This is a genomic window from Wolbachia endosymbiont of Culex quinquefasciatus Pel (assembly GCF_000073005.1).
GTDB lineage: Bacteria > Pseudomonadota > Alphaproteobacteria > Rickettsiales > Anaplasmataceae > Wolbachia.
In genome coordinates this window covers 454120-474098 of the sequence record NC_010981.1, presented here as the reverse complement: position 1 = coordinate 474098, position 19979 = coordinate 454120, and the positions used below count along the sequence as shown (strand labels likewise).

Genomic DNA, 19979 nt, shown 5'->3' with positions numbered 1-19979 from the left:
TTTTTATGCAGTAGGCTGAATGACGATACCATCGAACTTCACCTCCTTAAGCTTCTCACTTGGCCCAAAACCTTCAATTTCAAAATTCTGTACTGCTTCTCTCATAAATTCAGCTTCATATGAAGTACTTGACAGCAGCTCTGTTGTTTCTCTAGTATTAAATTCTCTAGTTACTGGACTTTTCCAGTTTGTGGTAACTTCCGTCCAGTGATCTATGTTTTTGTTCATGGTAACTTTTGCCGGTACTGGATCAAAAGCTTGATATGGATTAATCTTTTCTCCTTTAGTCTGTAAAAGCTGCTCCAGTACCGGCTCAAGTTCATACGGTAAAAGATAAGGTTTTGTGCTCTTTTCAACATCAATAATTTCTACGTCTATCGGTAAAATTAGTTCCTTATTTACTATTGCTGCAGACTGTGAAATTCCTTGATCACGCATATCATCATCAAAAAACGAATCAACAAATACTCCTTTTTTGGTAGTAGGTTCTCTTGAATTTGCATCACTGCGTAGACGTTCATAGGCAACCAGCGCATAAAGATCATTTATTCCTTTTTTCATTGCTTCAAGCTCATTCATCGGTACAGCATGAATAGCATTATTCACTATTTTTACCCCTTCGCCTTTTTTCCACGTCTGATGAATGTAGCAGAGCAAAAGTTGTCCACTAGGCGCTCTAGGCATTGATGGTCGCCAAGGGTGGGAAATTCCTTTTATTCTTCTTACCACTCCTTTGCTATCGATAGTAATTAAATCATAGCGGGGCATTTTCCAGGTGTAATCAATCAGAACCAAGCTGTTATCAACTGCTCCTTTTACTTTGCATCCCTGTTCACTTATATCTTCAGGGCTTACATGAGTACGACAGCGGTAAGTTATTTGATAACTACTTCCAGGAGCTGGTTCTTTGCCGGGTAATGACCAATCAACGTTTCCTGCGTTTAATTTGTAATCTATACTATTTTCATAAATAACATTGCCTTGTTTAACTTGAATAATCTCAAGTACTGCAGAGTCAGGTATTGGATCAATAGCTCCAGAATATTGTAAGTCAAAAATATGATATAAAGGAAATAAGAGGGAAAGATAACCCTACTCACTATAGGAATAGGGTTATCACGGGCGTGTGCGACCGGCAGAATATTGGTATTACAACCGTGTCCATCAAGGTACACTAGCCCATCTCTCGATACGTTTGAATAGTTGTGTGGGACATGTATATGCACCCGTTTACAATCTTAAATTAATTAAACTATCGAGGTTATAATGATTACATCTTATCAAAATTTTATTGGCATTGATATCGGGAAATTTAAAAATGTTGTTGCAGTTCACGAACAGAAGAATACTGTAGGATTTGACAATAATACTTCTGGCTGGCAACAATTGTTTCAAAAGTTTTCAGATATCCTACCTAATTCTTTAGTAACTTTAGAAAATACAGGAAAGTATGAGCTTGGTTTATTACATTTTCTTGTTGACAAAAATATTGCCACACATCGAGCTAATACCCGTAAAGTAAAAAGCTTTATCTTGTCTCACGGAACTTTAGCAAAGTCTGATAAATCAGATGCAAGAGCTCTTGCTCAATATGGATTTGAACGCCACAGCACTATCTCTCTATTTGTACCCACTTTTGAAAATCAATCAACCTTGGTTGCACTTTGTCAACGTCGTGATGACATTACGCAAATGAGAGCTCAGGAAAAATGTAGACTGGCAGCACCTGAAAATGACCATATAAAAGAAAGTTGTCAAAAAACTATCGAATTCTTTAATATTCAAATAGATGAACTCAATAATACTATACAAAAAATTATTGATGAAAGCCGTGAGTTACAACAACGTCAAAAAATCCTAAAAACAGTTCCTGGAATAGGTCCAAAGTTATCTCAAGATTTTCTCTGTTTAATGCCAGAGCTTGGTTACTTAAGCAGGAGAGAAGTTGCAAGCCTTGCTGGGGTTGCACCTTATCCAAAAGAAAGTGGTAAAACTATTGGATACCGAAGAATAACAGGTGGTAGAAGCAATGTTCGTGCAAAACTTTTTACATCTGCCATGGCTGCTGCAAAGTCCAAATCTGTACTTGGTGCCTTTTATTCTAAGCTTGTTGAAAGTGGTAAGAAGAAGATGGTAGCTATAACAGCTCTAATGCGTAAAATTATAGTAATTGCTAACGCAAGGCTTAAAGAAGCAATTAATTTGAATATTTAAAATTTACATAGCAGTAATTGAAATGAATATTGTGAATAAGCACGTCCGCACAAACTTAAAGTGCTTATTCACAATAGCTTAAACGGAAATTGTTGCAGCAGCTGTTTGATATAGAATTCTGTTTCTATGACAAACGGGTTTTTATTATCTATATGGTTGGGTAAAGTTGCAAAATTATACAAATAAAAAATTTAAAAAACATAGTTGATGAACCGTGAGTAACAGTAATAGTTTTTTGAACAGTTATGTCTACTTTTTTGATTTCACTTATTGGAAAATCATTAACCTTCAGTTCCATTACTCTTTGGCTATTTGGCTGAAAAGTATGTGGTTCTGATTCAACTGATTTTATATCCGGATCTTCATCAAAAGAAACTCGAATACTGTGAGGAAGTTCAATCTCATAGCCATCAACATGAGCTTTGCCCTCATTAATCACAAATATTTTTTTTCCTCCTTCTCCCTCTTTCTTTTGCAAGAACATTACTTCAAGACCATTTACGACGTAGGAACCATTTGCTTCTTTATCATAACGAGCAAGAGCTGTAGTTACTATGTTTGCTTGTGGTGGCGGTGAATGTTCTATTAATACTCCATTTTCAATGTTATAAATTGGATAAAATTCTCCTGAAGCATTAGTAGTCACACCCTCAGCTTGATAACTCCAAATGGTGGAAACTTTAAGCCTTGCTGCTCCTACTTCCTGATAATTTCTTGTACCAATTGCAGGATCACGAAGGTTTTCATCCTCAAGTTCTGTAATGGTAGATTCTACATAATAAACACCTATGCGAACTATAGTACTCAGTGGAATAGTAAATTCTTCTTTTTCGACTTTTCTAACTGCTCCACGCAGATAGATTTTTCCTCCTTCAAGTGTAACTTTACCAGTTTCTCTATCTATAATACAATTGCTTCCTGTTATAACATCACCATCACGAAATATTGCATCACCTATACCTTTAAGCTTAGAAAGAGCATACTCCTGAGTTTCATTTAATTCTGCAGACTGTAAACCTCTTCCTGCAAGAAATAAGCTTTTTTCGTATTCTTTGTCAGGATTAAAGCGGTTATAATAGGCGTTTAAAGTCATTTTGTTTCAAAAAGTTACAACAAATGAAAAAGTTTCCCGGGTTGCTGAAGTCCTAATGAGCGGTACTGTATGCTCTAAAACTAATAAGATCCCTGGGTCTTCTATATCTTGTGGTTCAAAATATCTCTGTCCAGGAGGCAACTTTTCTTTTACCTTTGTACCAACCATAACTCCTAATTCCCGTATAACTTGATTTGCTGCGTTCGTGAAATCGAAAGTAAATTTAAGGTATAAATTATTGGTTGGTACATTTGATGGCTTAAACCGTCCTGAGGGAGTAATTAGTTCTCCATTTTCATCACCTGTGCAGAAAAGAACTTCATCTGCAGTACGTCTACCAAGCTCATTGAGCAGTTTTTCAGAAGTTATCAGCTCTGGTGGTGTGCTTTCAGTATACTCTATAGTAACTGCACTATTTGCCGTGATAGAGCTATTTTCCGTACGTTTTATTACACCACTACTGCTATCAACTATATAATCTATACTTGGCTGATAAGTTGTTTGTCCTGTAAAAACCCTTACATCTTTAATAGTATGGTGATCTAGAGCTATTTCATCCTCAACAAAAACTTTTTCGACTTGATGACTACTTTCCCAATTGGCATCACCACTGCCCCAAGCAAGATGTAGAGATTGCTCTTTTATGCTGGCTGCTATTGCTGCTCTGCCTGATTGTGTGAGTATTGACATGTTTGCCCCTCTTACTATATATATACCGGATTTCTCACAGGTTTTTCCGGAAAAAATGAAAATTTTTTTTGAAGTGCATTTCTATGCTTAAATATTCTTTTATCTTAAGAAACCAGAACTACTTTTTTCTTTTGAGAATATCGAAACAATGCTTTTTGACATATTGAAAATCAAAGCTCACAAACAGTTTCAAAAGACTCTGCATTTTATCGCTTCTTCTTTCAGCTTTACGTTTTTTCCTACTGCATCTTTCATAGCCCTCTCAATGGCAGCAATCCATATTCGTCATACCTCAAAACGGAACAACCCAATCATTTTCAACATTTTTATTTTGCTCTGGGGTAATAACAGTAGCAATCTTGTTTTTTTCTCCATACCGATCAGCTTCAATACCAACTTTTGCAGTAAACTCTAATCCGTTAAAATCAGCTATAGAGTTGATTTTTCTAGCAATAACTGCTTTCTCTGAAGTGTCATGTGCATGAATATTTCGTGCTGACTCCAAAATACTTCTAAGCATGGAACGACCAGATTCTCCCCAAGTATCTTCTCCTTCAACGCTTGCTTTGCCACTTTTAATACCAATTACTTGAAAAATCTTACGTTTTGCATATTGACCTTCAGTGACGGTAAATTCAGCGTTTAAATAGATGCTGCCGGTAGTGTAGCTTTTAGTGAACCAATTTTCATAACCTCCAGGCTTTATTGCCATTTTTACCTTGACTATTGTACCTTTTGGTATTAAATTGCTCTGCAGTTTTGCGTTATTAAAATCAGTTAAAAAATCTGATAACATATTGTCCTCCTATAAATTAAGTGAAAAAAAGGAATCAACTCCATTGGTCTGCAAGCTTCCAACGACTATCTATCTTATCAACAAGCTTACTTGCTACACGTTCACCATTACGAAGCTCAAATACTATTTGACGGACAGTGCTTTCCTCATCATGAGCAAACATCACCATGCCAGTGCTATAAAATCCACGTAAAGATCCAGCACCGCTTAGGCCTTGAAATGGATCTTCTTCCAGCATCTTTTTGGACAGTTTTTTTGTGTGGTGAGTGAGTATTATGCCCGAATCTGGATTGATAACATTTCTCAGTCTTTCAAGCGTTTTTTGCAAAAAGAATAGCATAGCGCTATTGTCATTTTCATTGCCATATTCACTTGAGTTGAAGATGTTGCGAAGAGGATCGATTGCAATAATATCAGGTTTAAAACGCTCTTTAATAACATTTTTAATTTCATCTATTTCTTCACTGCTGAAAGATAATTGTACTCTTGGTGTAATGATTAAGTTATTGGCAGCTATATTCAAAAGTTCGTTATCCAGTTGAAGTTGTTGCAAACGTTCTTTCATATATTCATATTCAATTTCAGTTTGCAGATAGAAAATTTTCATAGGTTTGCTTGGAGTCATACCCAAAAATGAAACTCCAGCAGCCATGTAAACAAGCCAAGAGATCAAAAAGTCGCTTTTGCCAATCTTAGGTGGGCCACCCAGTACTAATAGACCTCTTTTAGTTAGAATCCTTGGTGCGATTATATCTTCTGGTATTGGCGATTGATCATCCAAGTATTCTTTTACACTGAAAAAGGGAATTTTTTGAGTAATGGTGAAAAAGTCTTGTAACATATATAACCTCTAAAAGTTAACTTTGAGTAGAAATTTAAGCAGCAGTAGCAAAAGCCTTAGCTTTAATTTTCGTAAGTAATTTTCCCAGATGCGGTTCTTCAACCATATTCAGGCAGCCACTGCGATCTTTAGCTGGATATCCCCAAGTATTAATAGTCTGACAGACAAATGAACGTTTCTCCGTTCCATCATCTTTCTTGATTCCAACCATACTGATTACTTCATCAACTATCCCAGGAATTTCACTAGCAGTTTTAGCTCCTTCACATTGAGGCAGCCATGTTGAACGATTGCAGTCATCAAGATATTGACCTAATGTGCCAACTATGATGATGTCTTTGTCTCTGATATGTTGAAACTGATTGAGCCAGGCCATCATTTCTTGAGCAAGTAACCCATAAGCAGCTCTTTTATCTTCTCTTCCTGATCTATCTGAAAAAGCTTCCGGTTGCATTCTTGCCCATGAAAAGCATAAACGTGATGCTACAGTTATGCTATCAATAAAGATAGAGCGGTATTTAGAAACTTCAGAAAGAAGATCTTTGTGCTTGCTACAGACATGCTCATAGTGTTTTTGACTATACGCTTGATCAGACCTTAATGCAGGATTAGGACCACCAATAAGACAAGCAATGTCTCTGGCCTCATTCCAAGTGCGAATCTCAGTTGAATCTCCTTTCCAGTCTTGTACAGCAAGAAGTCCTGCTTCAAAATCAAGGCAAAGCGTTGTTGATTCATCAAGAGTTTTAAGTAGGCTAGTCTTGCCGATTCCATAAGGTCCGAAGATTACCATTTTCACACCTGTGACCATTTTTGCTCTTTCTTTGCTGTTTATTATTTTCATATTTTCCCTCCTTATAGTTAGAAATCTCGTTTTAGGTATGTTTTAAGGTGGGAAAACTCTTTGCGTAACTTGTTGATTGTGTCGTAGAGAGTTGATTTTGGTATACCAGTCCTTCTGGAAATTTCACAAATGCTGTGATCTTCTGCCAATAGTTTACATATTTTTCTTAACTCTCGAGGTAACTTTGCAATTGCTTCATTTACGTCAATGCGTACTGCGGAGGTATATTCAAGACTTTCATCGCTCTCTTCGTATAAAGCTTCATCAACAAAATTAATGGTACGTTTTTTACATAGTTCTTTTTCTTTTAAATTGAGGGCACGGCATTTAACGTACTGTTTTATAAAATGCCCTTCAAGTTCATTAAGGCCAGGCAAACAGTCAAGTAAAAGATCTTGCTCAATATCTTCAATCTCTTTATAAGCAAAAGCTTTTCCTCTCTTCAGAAGTTTAGCATAGTGTCGTATGTGTTTAACAACTTTTGGGTTAATACCAGTATAGGAATTTTTAGAATGCATATTTTCTCCCTCTAATTAAGAAATGATTAAAGTGTTAATTGTGATAAACCCAAGTATTTGGATTTTCTACAGGAATTACGCTGCCATAGTGTGGTGACTTGTAGTGTGTGGGTAGTAATCTGTGATAGACTGTAACCTTTTTGTTCTTCTCTGGATCAAATATTTTTTGCCCAAATTCCATACCTTCAACGCAAAGTACTCCGTATTTGTTTCTTGCAGCGTTTTTGCCTTCTTTGTTGAATTTAACGTAGCCTTTGGTAGCAAGAACATCGAGACGATCACGAATAGAATGTGTACTGCCGAGACCTTCTTTATTTTCAAATGCCTGACAAAACTGATTAATTGTATAAGCATGACCCTTACGTCCTTCTGCACATATTAAGTCCAAGATGATGTCATATCTGCGAGAACGTTCGGCATCTAGTTTTTCACCATAGTCTTTATTTATTAACCTTTGTGACTCAGCGTCAACTTCGTACCAATGACCATTAATTTTATCAACAAATTTTGGCATAACAGAATTTCCATTACGTAACTCAAACATCAGTTGACGATAGCTGTTCTTCTCATCAGGCCTAAACATGATCATTCCAGTGGTATAGAATCCTCGTAAGCTGCTAGCGCCACTAAAACTTTGAAATGGATCTTCTTCTAATAGTTTCTTTTGCATTTTCTTTGTATGGTGCACAAGAATAACTCCAGCATCTGGATTGATTAGAGAACGCAGTTTTTCAACTCTCTCCTGGAGAAAGAAAATCATGGCATTATTATCATTTTCGTTACCGTATTCATCAGCATCAAAAACGTTACGCAATGGATCTACCGCTATGATATCGATGGTGTTTAGGTCAAAGTTTCTTTCTGCTTCAGTTACGATATCTTTAATGCTATTTTCATTTAAAAGCAGCTTAGTCTGTGGTGTAATAACTAAATTGTTTGCAGCAAGTTTAATAAGCTCTTCACTAAATTTCATCTGTTGCAGCCGTTCACGCATATAGTGGTAACCGATTTCAGTCTGAAGGTAGAAGATTCTTAAGGGCCTTTTTGGCACCATATCAAAAAATGGAGTTCCAGATGCCATATGAAAAAGCCAAGAAATAAGAAAGTCACTTTTTCCCACTTTAGGCGCACCAGCAAAAACTAAAAGACCACTGGGAGTTAAAACTCTAGGAGCAATTATGTCTTCTGGCATTGGTGATTTGTCATTTAGGTACTGCAATACAGGAAATGAAGTAACGTTTTTTGTATATGGGAGAGAAACAGTTGAGGTTAAAAATCTTTTTACGTCTACTCCTTCTTTAATACAATCAGCAGCATCCCAAGCTTTTGGTTTATCTTGTGGAATTTTAAGAATAGAAAGCGATGCAACGCCTATATCTAAAAGCTTCTTTGCAACATTTTCAGCATATTTCTGACCTGAACTATCGTTGTCTGGCCATATGGTTATGTGTTTACCTTTGAGTGGAGCCCAATCTGTTTTATTTACAGGTGAATTTGCTCCAAACATCATTGTTGTGGCTGTTATGCCCTTACTGATTAAACTTTCAGCACATTTTTCACCTTCAACGAAAACAATTTTATCGGATTTAATTATACCTGGAACATTGTACAAAGGCCTTGGATCTGGAGCAGTACTACTTGAGTTTTTTACATCAAAACAGCTATATCGTTTTTTCCCTGAAGTGCTATCATAACGGTAAATTTTAGCTATTACTTGATTATTTTCATCATGATAGTCCCAACATGCTATTAAATGTTCTGAAAATTCTTCTTTATGGTTTGTTGAGTGACCAAGCCATTTTTCTATATCTTCTATGGTATCAAGAAACTTAGTCTGACTAGTAACATCCCACCAGAGATTAAGTATATCTCCGCCTTCACCAGTAGCAAAATCGTGCCATAATCCGGCTCTTTCTCCTCTTGTTTCTACTACTAAACTTTTCCCTTTATCTCCTCTAATATTACCAACATAGAACTTACCACCGTGGAAAGTACCATTTGGTAATAAGTAGGATAAAGATGATTCTATTCTTGAGAGTAGTTCTGCTTTTACTTCTGCTGCTCTTTCAAATAAAGCTTGCTTGTCATGCATATTGTTTTCTCCTGTTAAAATAAGCTATGTTTATTGACAAAATGTCTCTGCTACATAGCTCATGATGATGTTCTTAAAGGCTGGTAATTTAAAATACAGTCATAAATGGGTAGAGAGATGTCTCTGTACCTTTTACTATAGTAATACCGGATTTCTCATAGGTTTTTCCGGAAGAGTGGAGAAATTTTTTTCAAGCATAAGTTGACACTGTCCATATTTACCCCAAATATTTACAATTCAGAAGACCAGGTCTGCTAGGTCTTACTATAGTAAGTTCAACAAAATTACAAAAACTGTTCACTTTTTAGAAAATTTTGCACAACTCCGTTCTCTTATCTTTCATATGCCCCTGTAGTATATATACACGTTCAATTTCAAATTCGTCCGAAAAACTACAAAAATATATAGGCAACACTAAAAACCTCAGTTATGGATTAGAAAATAGATAAAAGTATAACTAAGAAGAGGGAAACAGGGTAAACTCGAGTATTTTAGTAATAATAAGAGGTTACCCATGAAGAAAGATATTACAGAACTGTACTGTTGCGTCGAGGATTTTTGTCGTGCGGTAGATGATAATTTTGCAAATAGGTTCTTATCAAACGGCAAAAAACCAACCAGAGTACCAGAAATAGCGCACTCAGAAATTCTAACCATAATCCTGTTATACCATAAATCACCATGTAAAAACTTCAAGGCTTTTTATCTTTGTTATCTTCAGTTATTCTATAGATCAGAGTTTTCAAAGCTGCCTTCATATCACAGATTTATTGCCTTAAAGCCGCGAGTTTTGTGGTATTTAGCATTACTTTTGCAATGGTTCTGTGAACAAGCGAAAATGACCGGCACTTCCTACATCGACACCTCTACGATTGCCGTTTGCCACAAAAAAAGGATCTCTAGGAATAAAGTTTTTAATCATCTAGCAGAAATTAGTAAGAGTACGTATGGTTGGTTTTTTGGCTTCAAGTTGCACTTAGTGATTAACGAAATTGGTGAAATTCAAGCACTTACCCTAACCAAAGGTAACGTTGATGACAGAAAACCTTTACCAACTCTCACTAAAAGACTGACCGGACTTTTGTTTGGAGATAAGGGCTATATAAAGAAAGAGCTTTTTGAGAAACTCTTCGATAGAGGCCTAAAGTTAGTCACTAAAGTAAAAAAAGGTATGAAAAACGCACTAATTTCACTTAAAGAGAAGATTTTATTAAGGAAAAGGTCGATTATTGAGACTGTTTTTGATTCCTTGAAAAACAAATTTGAGATTGAGCATACAAGACATAGATCGCCAACAAATTTCCTAATTCATGTTTTTTCTGTTCTGATTTCCTACTCCATGCAGTCCAAAAAGCCTTCTATTTCTATGCCTTTCTTTATCGGCTAATCCATAACTGAGGTTAAAAAAGTTCTCTTCTGTAGAGGTAAATGGTGGTATTGAAAATTTAACTCTGCTCTCAACTTACACTCCTCAAAAAAATTACAAAATTTAATTTCATTTTAACTTTAAACAAAAAGGCCGCCTATAAGTTGCGTCTGCATTATGTTGCAAAATATACTATACTTTGCTTATGAGAATAACCAAATAAGCCATCCTTTCTTCTCCTCCATAACAGATATATACTGTAAATGTGGTTTGAAATATGATTTGCTCTAAAATTTTTTTCATTACGATTTTGCTATTAAACTTTAATAGAGCTTAACGTGTTTACAATATACTCAGGGGAGAGTCTATAAGAAGTAGCCACAAAACGCTATATTGGTAAAGGTATTCATAATAATTATTTGTGAATTAAGTACTTTAGATTCGAGATTACATAGATTTTTGGCAGTTTAAGCCATTTTAGATTGGAAAATGAAATCTCCTAAAAGGAAAAAACCCGCCTATATTAAAGGGTTAAGAGTAATTTAAGTTTGAAATTCAAAAAAACTTCTTAATTGCTTTAAAAGCTAGGATTATAGCGGGTTTTTGAGTGTAGCCCAGTTTCAGGTAAAACCTTATATATTATATATATAATAAATAATAATATATAATAATAGAACATATAGGATATGTACCTTTCATAATACCTACCTAAATATTATTAACGCGCTTAAGTGTTTAATTTATTACTTTTTTAATTTTTAAATAACAAGTTAAGCAAAAAAAACATGAACTGTAATAAGTTTATTATAATATAAACCTTAAGAGAAGTTCCGCGGTGCTCAACTGAAATGGTTTTCAAAAAGGCTAATATACCGTCCATTTAAATTTTTAACCGAAATATAAAAGTCATTTAAAAAATAAACTCAAGTGGCAACTAACCGGTTTTTTAAAGTCACCTATAACCTACTCTAACTACTTACGCATACAGGTGGACCAGCTGCATTTCATGATATTAGTAGACATAAACCTAGTTATTGTAAGATAGTCAAAGGCATCACTCAAAGGAAGATAAATGTGTGGCCTATTCTTCAAAGTAAGGTTTTAAGGAATAAGAAGCTGTTCTTAGTTTTGTGATTTCCAGTAAAATTGAAAAATTAGGAACAAAAACATACTATACTTAACTCACTGAATTTCTATGCTTTTAGCCACTTAGTGTATTACTTTTCTATTTTCAAAAGACTTAATGAATCAGATCGCCCTAAATAAAAATACAACACAGAGACAAAAATATGAAAAACCTGCTATTGCATTTTGGATAACCTAAAAAAAGATGAAAGACAAATGCTTACAAAAAACAAGATGGCTAATAATATCGTTTTAAAAAGATTCTACGACTCCAGGGTACAATTATACTACTAAGACCTAAGTTACTTATGTAAGGTAGCTTAAAACTCGATTATGAGGCATTTCTAAATTATCCTTTACCTTAAACTTTTACTTACTACAAAAAGCCTCACTTTATTTTATCATGTTTTTTATTTGTTGTAAAATATTTTTTCAAAAAAGTGAACAGCTTTTGTAATTTAGGTAAATATATATAACAAGAGCTGGTTATAAAGATTTATGTTTTCACTAGGGTGGTTCACCCCTTGAAATTAAAACAAAAGCAAGATGTCAAACACAGATAGCTCAACTACAAGCTGGTTTTTGTTGTAGTTATTTTCTCACTTTCTTTACTTGCTTTAATCAATTCATCAAAGTCAGATTCATGTAATTTATCTTGTATAACTCTGTACTTTTCGTATTCTCCTTCAGCTAGAGCTTTTGCAACTTCAGCACTAACTTTACCAGCATCTTTAAGTACTTCATAATCATTGAACAATAGAAATGCATCCAACTTTTCAACCCAATTCTGCATTTTCATTAGCCGATGCTTTCTTGCTTGAAGTTCTGCATAATCTAGATACATCGAAACAATATGATTTAGTTCACTCAACTCTTCCTTAGTCAAATAGTTTTTCGCAGTACTGACATCACTCTTATGAATTTTGTTACCTGGACCATCTTTCCATGTAGTTAGCCCCATATGCAGCTTTTTGTGGTCAGCTCGTGAACATATCAACTCTGCTGCAGTTAAGCCATAAATTGCCCAATATAATTTATTTTGTACTTTTGCGTAAAACTGTTTTGTTATTTCTGAATTTGGATCATAGTCTGCAGAGCATTCAGCATAAATGTCGGTAATCTTCTGGTAAAACCTACGTTCGGATGCTCGTATTTCCCTGATTTTTTCAAGTAATTCATTGAAGTAGTCTTTGCCAAACTTTGGGCCGTTTTTTAGCCGTTCGCTATCTAATGCAAATCCTTTGATGATAAAATCTCTCAAAATTTTTGTAGCCCATACTCTGAAAGATGTAGCCTTTTTAGAATTAACTCGATAACCAACAGCTATGATTGTATCTACATTGTAAAATTGCGTCGGGTAATTTTTACCATCTGCAGCAGTGACATCAAAAGTGGAAATAACTTCTTTTTCCTGTAATTCACCAGACTCAAATATGTTTTTAATATGCTTACTAATAGCCGGCAACTGAACATCAAACAATTCAGCCATCTTTTTCTGTGTAAGCCAAAGATTTTCATTTCTGCATAAAACTTCAATTTCTATATTTCCACCTGGAGTAGTATAAAATATGATCTTACTTTCATCCATTACCTACCTCCACTTTATAAGTAAACTGTTGCTGAAGAAACATATGTGAGCCACTTTTAATAAAGGTAAAGTTCTATATAGCACTTGTAGGAAAGAGCTGCTTTTCATTATAACCAATTAACTGCCTCTACTGCAACTTAATTCTTTAAAATATTTTAAAGGGCTATTATAGCGTTATCTCTGATTTAGATAGGGGAGACGATATGTTTTGCCAAAATCTCATGTAATCTCTTCTAAACCCAAATAAACAGTTATTTCCAAAATGGAAACAACTCAAATAGCGAAGAAGCTGCTGTAAAAGATATAGCTGATTTTCAAAGCTCTTTAATTCCTTAGCTGTCTTAAAATTATTTTAACTTTTTTTGAAAAAATCCCGGAAAAAGTAGTAAGAAATCCGGTATATATATAATAGAAGGGCATTGTTTCAACGAGGTTAGTTTACCTCTACGCGCTTCAAACATAAAGAAAATGTCAATCCTAACACTTGATCTCGGCAAGCAAACGGGCTGGGCAATTCTTACAGATGGAGTAATTGAAAGTGGCAGTGAGAGTTTTCATACTAGTCGTTTTAGTGGAGGTGGCATGTGCTTCTTAAATTTTCGTAATTGGCTTAATTCTTTGAAAGAGATTTCTGTAGTGTATCTTGAGGAAGTAAGAAGACATCTAGGAACTGATGCAGCGCATTGCTACGGTGGTTTTCTTGCCGTTCTATCTGCTTGGTGTGAAGAACATCATGTGCCGTACAAAGGTGTTAATGTTAAAACTATCAAACGCTTTATAGCTGGTAATGGTAACGCAAGTAAGAGTGAAGTTATTGAAGCTGTAAAGGAAAAAGGGTTTTTACCTAGAGATGATAATGAATCTGATGCTTTGGCACTAATATTCTACGTTATGAATTTTAGTAAAGATTTTAACACATTAAAAATACCATAAAAGTGGGTCCTTTCGGCTATAATGGCGGGTTTGGTGGTGCTGACCTCAGGCCTTTTCTAGTGTTAGACATATTTTGAATATTAACTTTTTAATTATTAAGAATTTAAACATATATGAATTTAGCAATCCACTACTATCCTACTCGAGATCTAGTCGAATATGAGCGTAACCCACGTAAAAATGATGACGTAGTAAATAGAATGTGTGCTTCTATTCGGGAGTTTGGTTTTCGTATACCAATAGTTGCAAAAAGCGATGGGACTGTGGTTGATGGCCATTTAAGACTTAAAGCAGCAAGAAAACTTGGTATGGAGAGTATTCCAGTGGTCCTCAGTGATAATCTAAATGAACCACAAACCAAAGCTTTTCGATTGCTGGCAAATCAATCAGCTAATTGGGCAAAGTGGGATGATGAGCTTTTGAAAGTAGAAATTCAAGAGTTAGAAGATTTACAGTTTGATCTTAAAATGACTGGATTTGAATTAGAAAAAGTTCAACATTTCCTTGATGATTTAGATAGTGAAAAAGAAGATCTTTCTGACTTAGTTGTTGATGACAAAAAGGTAGAAATAACAAAACCAGGTGATCTATGGATTTTAGGTGATCATCGAATCTATTGTGGTGATAGCTCTGTAGTTGAATCATATAAAGCGCTGTTAGATGATAAAATGGCAGACATTACTGTTTGTGATCCTCCATATAACGTTGATTATGGTAGCAGTCAAGAAAGAGAGGATAAAAAGATACTAAACGATAATCAAGGTGAAAAGTATGAGCTTTTTCTCTACGACATCTGTTCCCATATTTTAGCATATACGAAAGGAGCAATTTACATCTGCATATCATCATCAGAGTTTTCAACGTTGCAAAAAGCATTTGAGGAAGCGGGAGGAAAATGGTCAACTTTTATCATTTGGGCGAAGAATCACTTTACGCTAGGAAGATCAGATTATCAAAGACAATACGAAGCAATGCTTTATGGATGGAAAAGCGGCAATAAACGTGAGTGGCATGGAGGAAGAAATCAAAGTGATCTGTGGTTTTATGATAAGCCAACACACAATACACTACACCCAACGATGAAGCCAGTAGAGCTAATGGAGAGAGCAATAGTAAACAGCAGCAGACCAGGAGACATAGTACTTGATCCATTTAGCGGCTCTGGCAGCACACTGATTGCATGTGAGAGAACAGGAAGAATTTGTAGAACAATAGAGCTAGATTCAAAATTTGTAGATGTAACGATAAAACGTTGGCAAGTGTATACAGGCAGGGAGGCAATTCTTTCTGGTGCTGGTAAAACTTTTTCAGAGATTCAAGAAGAAAAACAGTAAGAAAAAAGTGGAAAAGATAACGCAAACAGAAATTTAGTAAGCCTTGGTAGTTGTAATATTAATTTACTGGTATATACCGTATTTTAATGAGTTTAGCGTAACAAATAACTTTGGATTAAATGTGGTGTACTTAATGAATCAAGAAAAGACGTTAGCTGGAGTAGTAACGTCGCAAACAAATAATGAAGCATCGTTTTCTGAAGAAGTAGAAAATAATGTTTCAAATTCTACACTCTCTGTTAAGGAGAGAATTGAATTGTTTGAAAAAGGTACGAAGCAAGAACCTGACCTGAACACTGAATGCAAACTAGCTTCTTTAAATGTGATTAGCAATAGTAGTGATAGCAGTATTACAGCAAAAATAGACGAAGCAGGTGCTGATTTTTCAGTGAGTTGTTCTTCTTTAGTATTTGATGATGGTAAAGACATAGAGGACGAATTTAATGCAGTTTGTGAGGCAAATGGAATAGAATATAACCGTCCGTATTCTCTTGATCAGCTTGAGGCAGCATCCAACACATCTTCCAACCCCAAAATAGACAATACAAAAGAAATGCAAAAAGAGGAAGAGGATAAAGAATTAGGAGATAAACCAAAGCCGTTACCTAGGAATGGAATGTTGGAGAAGGACAATATTAGAAATGTAGCTCCACCTTCACCTAGAACAGCAGAAAATCATCGGTTGAGTATTATTCAGGATATTGCACCACCAAAGCTACCACATTCTTCTTTCCAATTAAATGGAGAAAAATGTGATGAGCAAGAAGCTATAGGAGAACCTATGTATGCAACTATAGACAAAAATAAAAAATTCTCGAAAAGAGGTTTAGATGGTGAAATAAACGATCAAAGTCCGGAGATGGAAAAGTCAAATTCTGAAGAAACATCAATTAAGAAAGGATCAATTGATGAACCTATAGATCTGAATACAAAATTTTTAAAAAAGAGTTTGGAAGGAAGTGATAGTGGAATAGACAATAGAAGTGCAGAGATGACAAGATCAAATTCTCAAGTAACAGAAATGAGTGAGTTTTGTGGCAATCAAGGATGGGAGAATATGTCATTAAATCATGATAGTCCAGTTACACTTTCAACTAGCTCATCAGAAAAAAGTGATAATGAAGAAACCCCGTTAATTAAAAAAGAAAAGAAAACAAATAGAATTTTGCCAAGAGTAAAATATGCAGTGCAGCAGAAGGAATTTGTAATTTTCGGTATAGCTGCTGTTGCACTTAGCGCTTCTGCAGCTTTGGTATATCTACAGGATAAAGGACAATTTATTGCATTTTTTGCAAACAGCCCTCTCTATATTACTATGCCAATGATAGCAATTACTTCATTGCTTGCAATTAGCACAATATTTTGTGGAATAAAGCAATTTAGAGATACTGAAGAGTGTCAAATAGGAGGAAAGAATGCGAATGAAACTTTGAATCAGGTGCTAAAGTATCAACCAAAAGATAAAGTAATAAAATCATTCAAACTTGAATACAGCAATGGTACTCATTCACATTTTACACTTAACGCTTGGAAGGGTAAGAACAACTTCATTAATATTGACGACAAAGTCATTAGTAGAAGAAATAAAGTAGAATCAGTAATCAAAGATAGGCCATTATTTACAGCATTATTAAGCAGTTTGGTTGCTGCAAATATAGTATTGCCTTTATTACTGTATGTAGAAGGTGGTATTCATAGTGTACAGAAGTTTTACCAGAACGCTTTGATTAATAACGTAGGGCTATCAGTACTTGTAGGCTCGAGTATACTTGCACTATCAGTGATATTCCTTGGAGTACATTACTACAGAAAAACAAATTGCACAAATCTTGTATATTGTGAGGAAAGAATTGAACCAGAAAAAGTTAATGGAAAGTTCATTGAGGAAACAAAGGAAGCAAGGACAAAAGTGCTTGAAGAAAACCATAGTAAAGATGCTAAATGCAGCAGTTTAACGCTAGAGCAAGTAGTGGTTGAATCTCATAACTACAAAGATGTAATTTATAGTATTAGTTGAAAATAGCCAAATTTCACTATGTAAAAAGAAAGCACCGGAGTATTTTGCTTTGTGTTAGTAAAATATCTCTGAAATATTGGCAAGTATAAACAGGTAGGGAATTGCTGATACTGGCAAAACCTTTTCAGAGACTCAAGAAGAAAACTCGTAAAAAATAGGCAAAAAAAAGTGAAAATCACACAAACAGAATGGGCAAGAGAGATAGGAGTATCAAAGCAATATGTCTGTTATTTAGTAAAAAAAGGAATAGTTGAGCTGGAGGATGGACTCATTGACCGAGAACAAGCAAACAGAGCTATAGAAACAATAAGAGATCCAAGTCAACCACTGAGAAGAAAAAACTATTCAGAAAGCGGAGAAAAACTTTCTACGATGTTGCTAAAAACTAGAATAAAAAATGAAATGGAACGTGGCAAATTGCTTGAGGCAAAAGCTAAGGCTGAGATAGGAGAACTTGTAGCAGTAGAAGAAGTAAAAAGTGAGGCATTTAATGTAGCAAGGATTGAGTTTAACAAGCTTGGGCAAAGAGAAGCTTATTACTTATTTAAAGAACACCCTGGTGAAAATACCTTTGGAGAGTCAGTAAGAGTACCAGCAAACGATGTTTTACATATCTATAAACCACTGAGACCTGGACAAATTAGAGGGGAACCTTGGCTTTCTAACGTGCTTTTAAAACTTTACGAACTTGACCAGTATGATGATGCAGAATTAGTGAGAAAAAAGACAGCAGCAATGTTTGCTGGATTTATTACAAGACTCGATCCAGAAGCAAATATCATGGGAGAAGGTGAAGCAAGTGAGCAAGGAGTAGCACTATCTGGCCTAGAACCTGGTACTATGCAACTACTTGATCCAGGTGAGGATATAAAGTTTTCAGAGCCATCTGATGTAGGAGGAAGCTATGAAGCATTTATGAGACAGCAACTGAGGGCAATAGCAATAGGCACAGGGATAACATACGAACAACTAACAGGAGATTTAACCGGTGTTAATTATTCATCAATCAGAGCAGGACTGATAGAGTTTCGTCGTCGATGCGCTATGCTGCAACATAACATTATGGTATTCCAATTTTGTAGACCAGTATGGAGTAGATGGCTAGAGTTAGCAGTACTTTGTGGAGAACTCCGTATAGATGAAAAAGTGGCAAAAGCAGCGAAAGAAGAAGTAAAATGGATACCACAGGGATTTGATTGGGTGGATCCACTGAAAGATCAACAAGCACAACAGATGGCAGTAAGAAATGGATTTAAGAGTCGATCGGAAGTAGTATCAGAAATGGGTTACGATGTAGAAGAAATTGACCAAGAAATAGCAGAAGATCAAAAGCGTGCTGATTCTCTCAACCTTTTCTTTGATTCTGATGTCAGGACACAAACAAAATAAATCTCGTTTACTTTATGGAAATTTTACAAACCAACTGGCTATGTAGGCCGATGATGATAGAGCAAAAAAGCTTTGACCTGTTGTCACTATATAAGGGAAAACAACCTATCTTGAAAAATATAAAACATACAGTAAATCAGAATATAGAAAAAACAGCAGTAATAGCAATACATGGAATTTTGACCAAAAAACCAGGAGCTTTTGACGTCTTTCTGGGAATGACATCATATGAGCAAATAGAAGAACAAATTACACAAGCATTAGCAGATAGTAGCATAGAGACAATTATACTGGAAATAGACAGCCCAGGAGGAGAGGTAAACGGTATATTTGACCTGGCTGATTTTATTTATGAATCAAGAGCAAAAAAGAGGATAATAGCGATAGCAAATGATGATGCATACTCTGCTGCATATGCTATAGCCTCTAGCGCTGAGAAGGTATTTGTGAGCAGAACTTCTGGTGTTGGCAGTATAGGAGTAATAGCAAGTCATATAGATCAAAGTGGGTTTGATGAAAAATGTGGAATAAAATATACCACAGTATTTGCAGGAAGTAGAAAAAATGATTTAAATCCACATGAGCCAATGACGTCTGAAAGTCTGGAAAGCTTACAAAAAGAAGTAGACCGACTATATGAAATGTTTGTGCAGCTAATAGCACGAAATCGAAACCTTTCTATAGAAGCAATCAAATCAACGGAAGCAGGGCTATATTTTGGGGAGAAAGCAGTAGAAATAGGTCTTGCAGACGGAATGACAATTCTTTCATCTATTAATAAAAATAGGAGTATTACTATGAATGAACAAACTACAAATGACCTAGAAACTGATAATTTAACCAAGTATCGTACTGAAGTTCTTGAATTAATACGTTTATGTAATTTATCGAAGATGCCAGAAAAGATAGGAGAATTTATTGAGCAAAGTGTAAGTGTTGAGCAAGCAAGGGAGGTTTTAATGGAATTACTTGCAGAGCGAACGAAAAAGACAGAGATACTGAGTGCAATACCACAGAATTCAGGAGAAGAGTTGATGATGCAGGTAGCGAAAAGTCGTGCGCAATCAAACATTTAAAGTATGTGTATAACCGCCGTGTATAACAACCACAAATATGGCGGTAAAAAAATAAAAAAAGGA

General features: G+C 35.3%; 14 protein-coding genes and 2 pseudogenes. 7 read left to right on the top strand and 9 right to left on the bottom strand.

Annotated elements, in window-relative coordinates; all coding sequences use genetic code 11:
* Nucleotides 1-3: 3 nt before the first annotated feature.
* Nucleotides 4-1044: pseudogene (locus tag WP_RS02140) on the bottom strand (DUF4815 domain-containing protein); the annotation flags it as partial.
* A 222-nt stretch (nt 1045-1266) separates the two neighbouring features.
* On the opposite strand from WP_RS02140, the gene WP_RS02135 reads away from it, so the two are divergent.
* Entirely contained in the window at nt 1267-2214 is a 948-nt protein-coding gene (locus tag WP_RS02135) for an IS110-like element ISWpi12 family transposase (RefSeq protein WP_007302573.1), read from the top strand.
* A 208-nt stretch (nt 2215-2422) separates the two neighbouring features.
* Here WP_RS02135 and WP_RS02130 read toward each other — a convergent pair.
* The 7 genes and pseudogenes from WP_RS02130 to WP_RS02100 all read right to left on the bottom strand — a co-directional run.
* Nucleotides 2423-3307 (bottom strand): annotated as a pseudogene (locus WP_RS02130) (DUF4815 domain-containing protein); the annotation flags it as partial.
* 6 nt (nt 3308-3313) lie between these two features.
* Nucleotides 3314-3997, bottom strand: a complete 684-nt coding sequence (locus WP_RS02125) for a hypothetical protein (protein WP_007302857.1) — start codon at nt 3995-3997, stop codon at nt 3314-3316.
* Nucleotides 3998-4289: 292 nt separating this feature from the next.
* A complete protein-coding gene (locus WP_RS02120) occupies nt 4290-4793 on the bottom strand; it encodes a hypothetical protein (protein ID WP_012481831.1) in 504 nt (167 codons plus the stop codon).
* Between the two features lie 34 nt (nt 4794-4827).
* On the bottom strand, nt 4828-5634 hold the full coding sequence (locus WP_RS02115) for an AAA family ATPase (protein WP_012481777.1): 807 nt from the start codon (nt 5632-5634) through the stop codon (nt 4828-4830).
* Between the two features lie 34 nt (nt 5635-5668).
* On the bottom strand, nt 5669-6478 hold the full coding sequence (locus WP_RS02110) for an ATP-binding protein (protein WP_007302861.1): 810 nt from the start codon (nt 6476-6478) through the stop codon (nt 5669-5671).
* A gap of 17 nt (nt 6479-6495) precedes the next feature.
* Complete coding sequence (locus WP_RS02105; RefSeq protein WP_007302862.1) at nt 6496-6996, bottom strand: sigma-70 RNA polymerase sigma factor region 4 domain-containing protein; 501 nt, start codon at nt 6994-6996, stop codon at nt 6496-6498.
* Nucleotides 6997-7030: 34 nt separating this feature from the next.
* On the bottom strand, nt 7031-9088 hold the full coding sequence (locus WP_RS02100) for an AAA family ATPase (RefSeq protein ID WP_007302863.1): 2058 nt from the start codon (nt 9086-9088) through the stop codon (nt 7031-7033).
* Between the two features lie 514 nt (nt 9089-9602).
* Between WP_RS02100 and WP_RS02095 the strand changes: the two genes are divergently transcribed.
* Nucleotides 9603-10475 (top strand): IS982-like element ISWpi16 family transposase, encoded by an 873-nt coding sequence (locus WP_RS02095; protein WP_007301954.1) that lies wholly within the window; start codon nt 9603-9605, stop codon nt 10473-10475.
* Between the two features lie 1672 nt (nt 10476-12147).
* On the opposite strand, the gene WP_RS02090 is transcribed toward WP_RS02095, so the two are convergent.
* The gene (locus WP_RS02090; protein ID WP_007302864.1) at nt 12148-13167 is read right to left on the bottom strand and encodes a virulence RhuM family protein; all 1020 of its coding nucleotides are present in this window, start codon (nt 13165-13167) and stop codon (nt 12148-12150) included.
* Between the two features lie 468 nt (nt 13168-13635).
* On the opposite strand from WP_RS02090, the gene WP_RS02085 reads away from it, so the two are divergent.
* From WP_RS02085 to WP_RS02065, 5 genes are all read left to right on the top strand, one after another.
* Nucleotides 13636-14100 carry a crossover junction endodeoxyribonuclease RuvC gene (locus tag WP_RS02085; protein WP_012481830.1) on the top strand — a complete coding sequence of 155 codons (465 nt, stop codon included), beginning with the start codon at nt 13636-13638 and terminating at the stop codon, nt 14098-14100.
* 113 nt (nt 14101-14213) lie between these two features.
* On the top strand, nt 14214-15434 hold the full coding sequence (locus WP_RS02080; protein WP_007302866.1) for a DNA modification methylase: 1221 nt from the start codon (nt 14214-14216) through the stop codon (nt 15432-15434).
* A gap of 133 nt (nt 15435-15567) precedes the next feature.
* Nucleotides 15568-17451, top strand: a complete 1884-nt coding sequence (locus WP_RS02075; RefSeq protein WP_007302867.1) for a hypothetical protein — start codon at nt 15568-15570, stop codon at nt 17449-17451.
* A 168-nt stretch (nt 17452-17619) separates the two neighbouring features.
* Nucleotides 17620-18840 (top strand): phage portal protein, encoded by a 1221-nt coding sequence (locus WP_RS02070; protein ID WP_012481828.1) that lies wholly within the window; start codon nt 17620-17622, stop codon nt 18838-18840.
* A 14-nt stretch (nt 18841-18854) separates the two neighbouring features.
* Nucleotides 18855-19916, top strand: coding sequence for a S49 family peptidase (locus WP_RS02065; protein ID WP_012481827.1), 1062 nt, complete (start codon nt 18855-18857; stop codon nt 19914-19916).
* Nucleotides 19917-19979 lie beyond the last annotated feature (63 nt).

Coding starts and splice junctions, on each gene's coding strand:
- WP_RS02135 (WP_007302573.1), top strand. CDS start 1,267: ATGATTACATCTTATCAAAATTTTATTGGCATTGATATCGGGAAATTT.
- WP_RS02125 (WP_007302857.1), bottom strand. CDS start 3,997: ATGTCAATACTCACACAATCAGGCAGAGCAGCAATAGCAGCCAGCATA.
- WP_RS02120 (WP_012481831.1), bottom strand. CDS start 4,793: ATGTTATCAGATTTTTTAACTGATTTTAATAACGCAAAACTGCAGAGC.
- WP_RS02115 (WP_012481777.1), bottom strand. CDS start 5,634: ATGTTACAAGACTTTTTCACCATTACTCAAAAAATTCCCTTTTTCAGT.
- WP_RS02110 (WP_007302861.1), bottom strand. CDS start 6,478: ATGAAAATAATAAACAGCAAAGAAAGAGCAAAAATGGTCACAGGTGTG.
- WP_RS02105 (WP_007302862.1), bottom strand. CDS start 6,996: ATGCATTCTAAAAATTCCTATACTGGTATTAACCCAAAAGTTGTTAAA.
- WP_RS02100 (WP_007302863.1), bottom strand. CDS start 9,088: ATGCATGACAAGCAAGCTTTATTTGAAAGAGCAGCAGAAGTAAAAGCA.
- WP_RS02095 (WP_007301954.1), top strand. CDS start 9,603: ATGAAGAAAGATATTACAGAACTGTACTGTTGCGTCGAGGATTTTTGT.
- WP_RS02090 (WP_007302864.1), bottom strand. CDS start 13,167: ATGGATGAAAGTAAGATCATATTTTATACTACTCCAGGTGGAAATATA.
- WP_RS02085 (WP_012481830.1), top strand. CDS start 13,636: ATGTCAATCCTAACACTTGATCTCGGCAAGCAAACGGGCTGGGCAATT.
- WP_RS02080 (WP_007302866.1), top strand. CDS start 14,214: ATGAATTTAGCAATCCACTACTATCCTACTCGAGATCTAGTCGAATAT.
- WP_RS02075 (WP_007302867.1), top strand. CDS start 15,568: ATGAATCAAGAAAAGACGTTAGCTGGAGTAGTAACGTCGCAAACAAAT.
- WP_RS02065 (WP_012481827.1), top strand. CDS start 18,855: ATGGAAATTTTACAAACCAACTGGCTATGTAGGCCGATGATGATAGAG.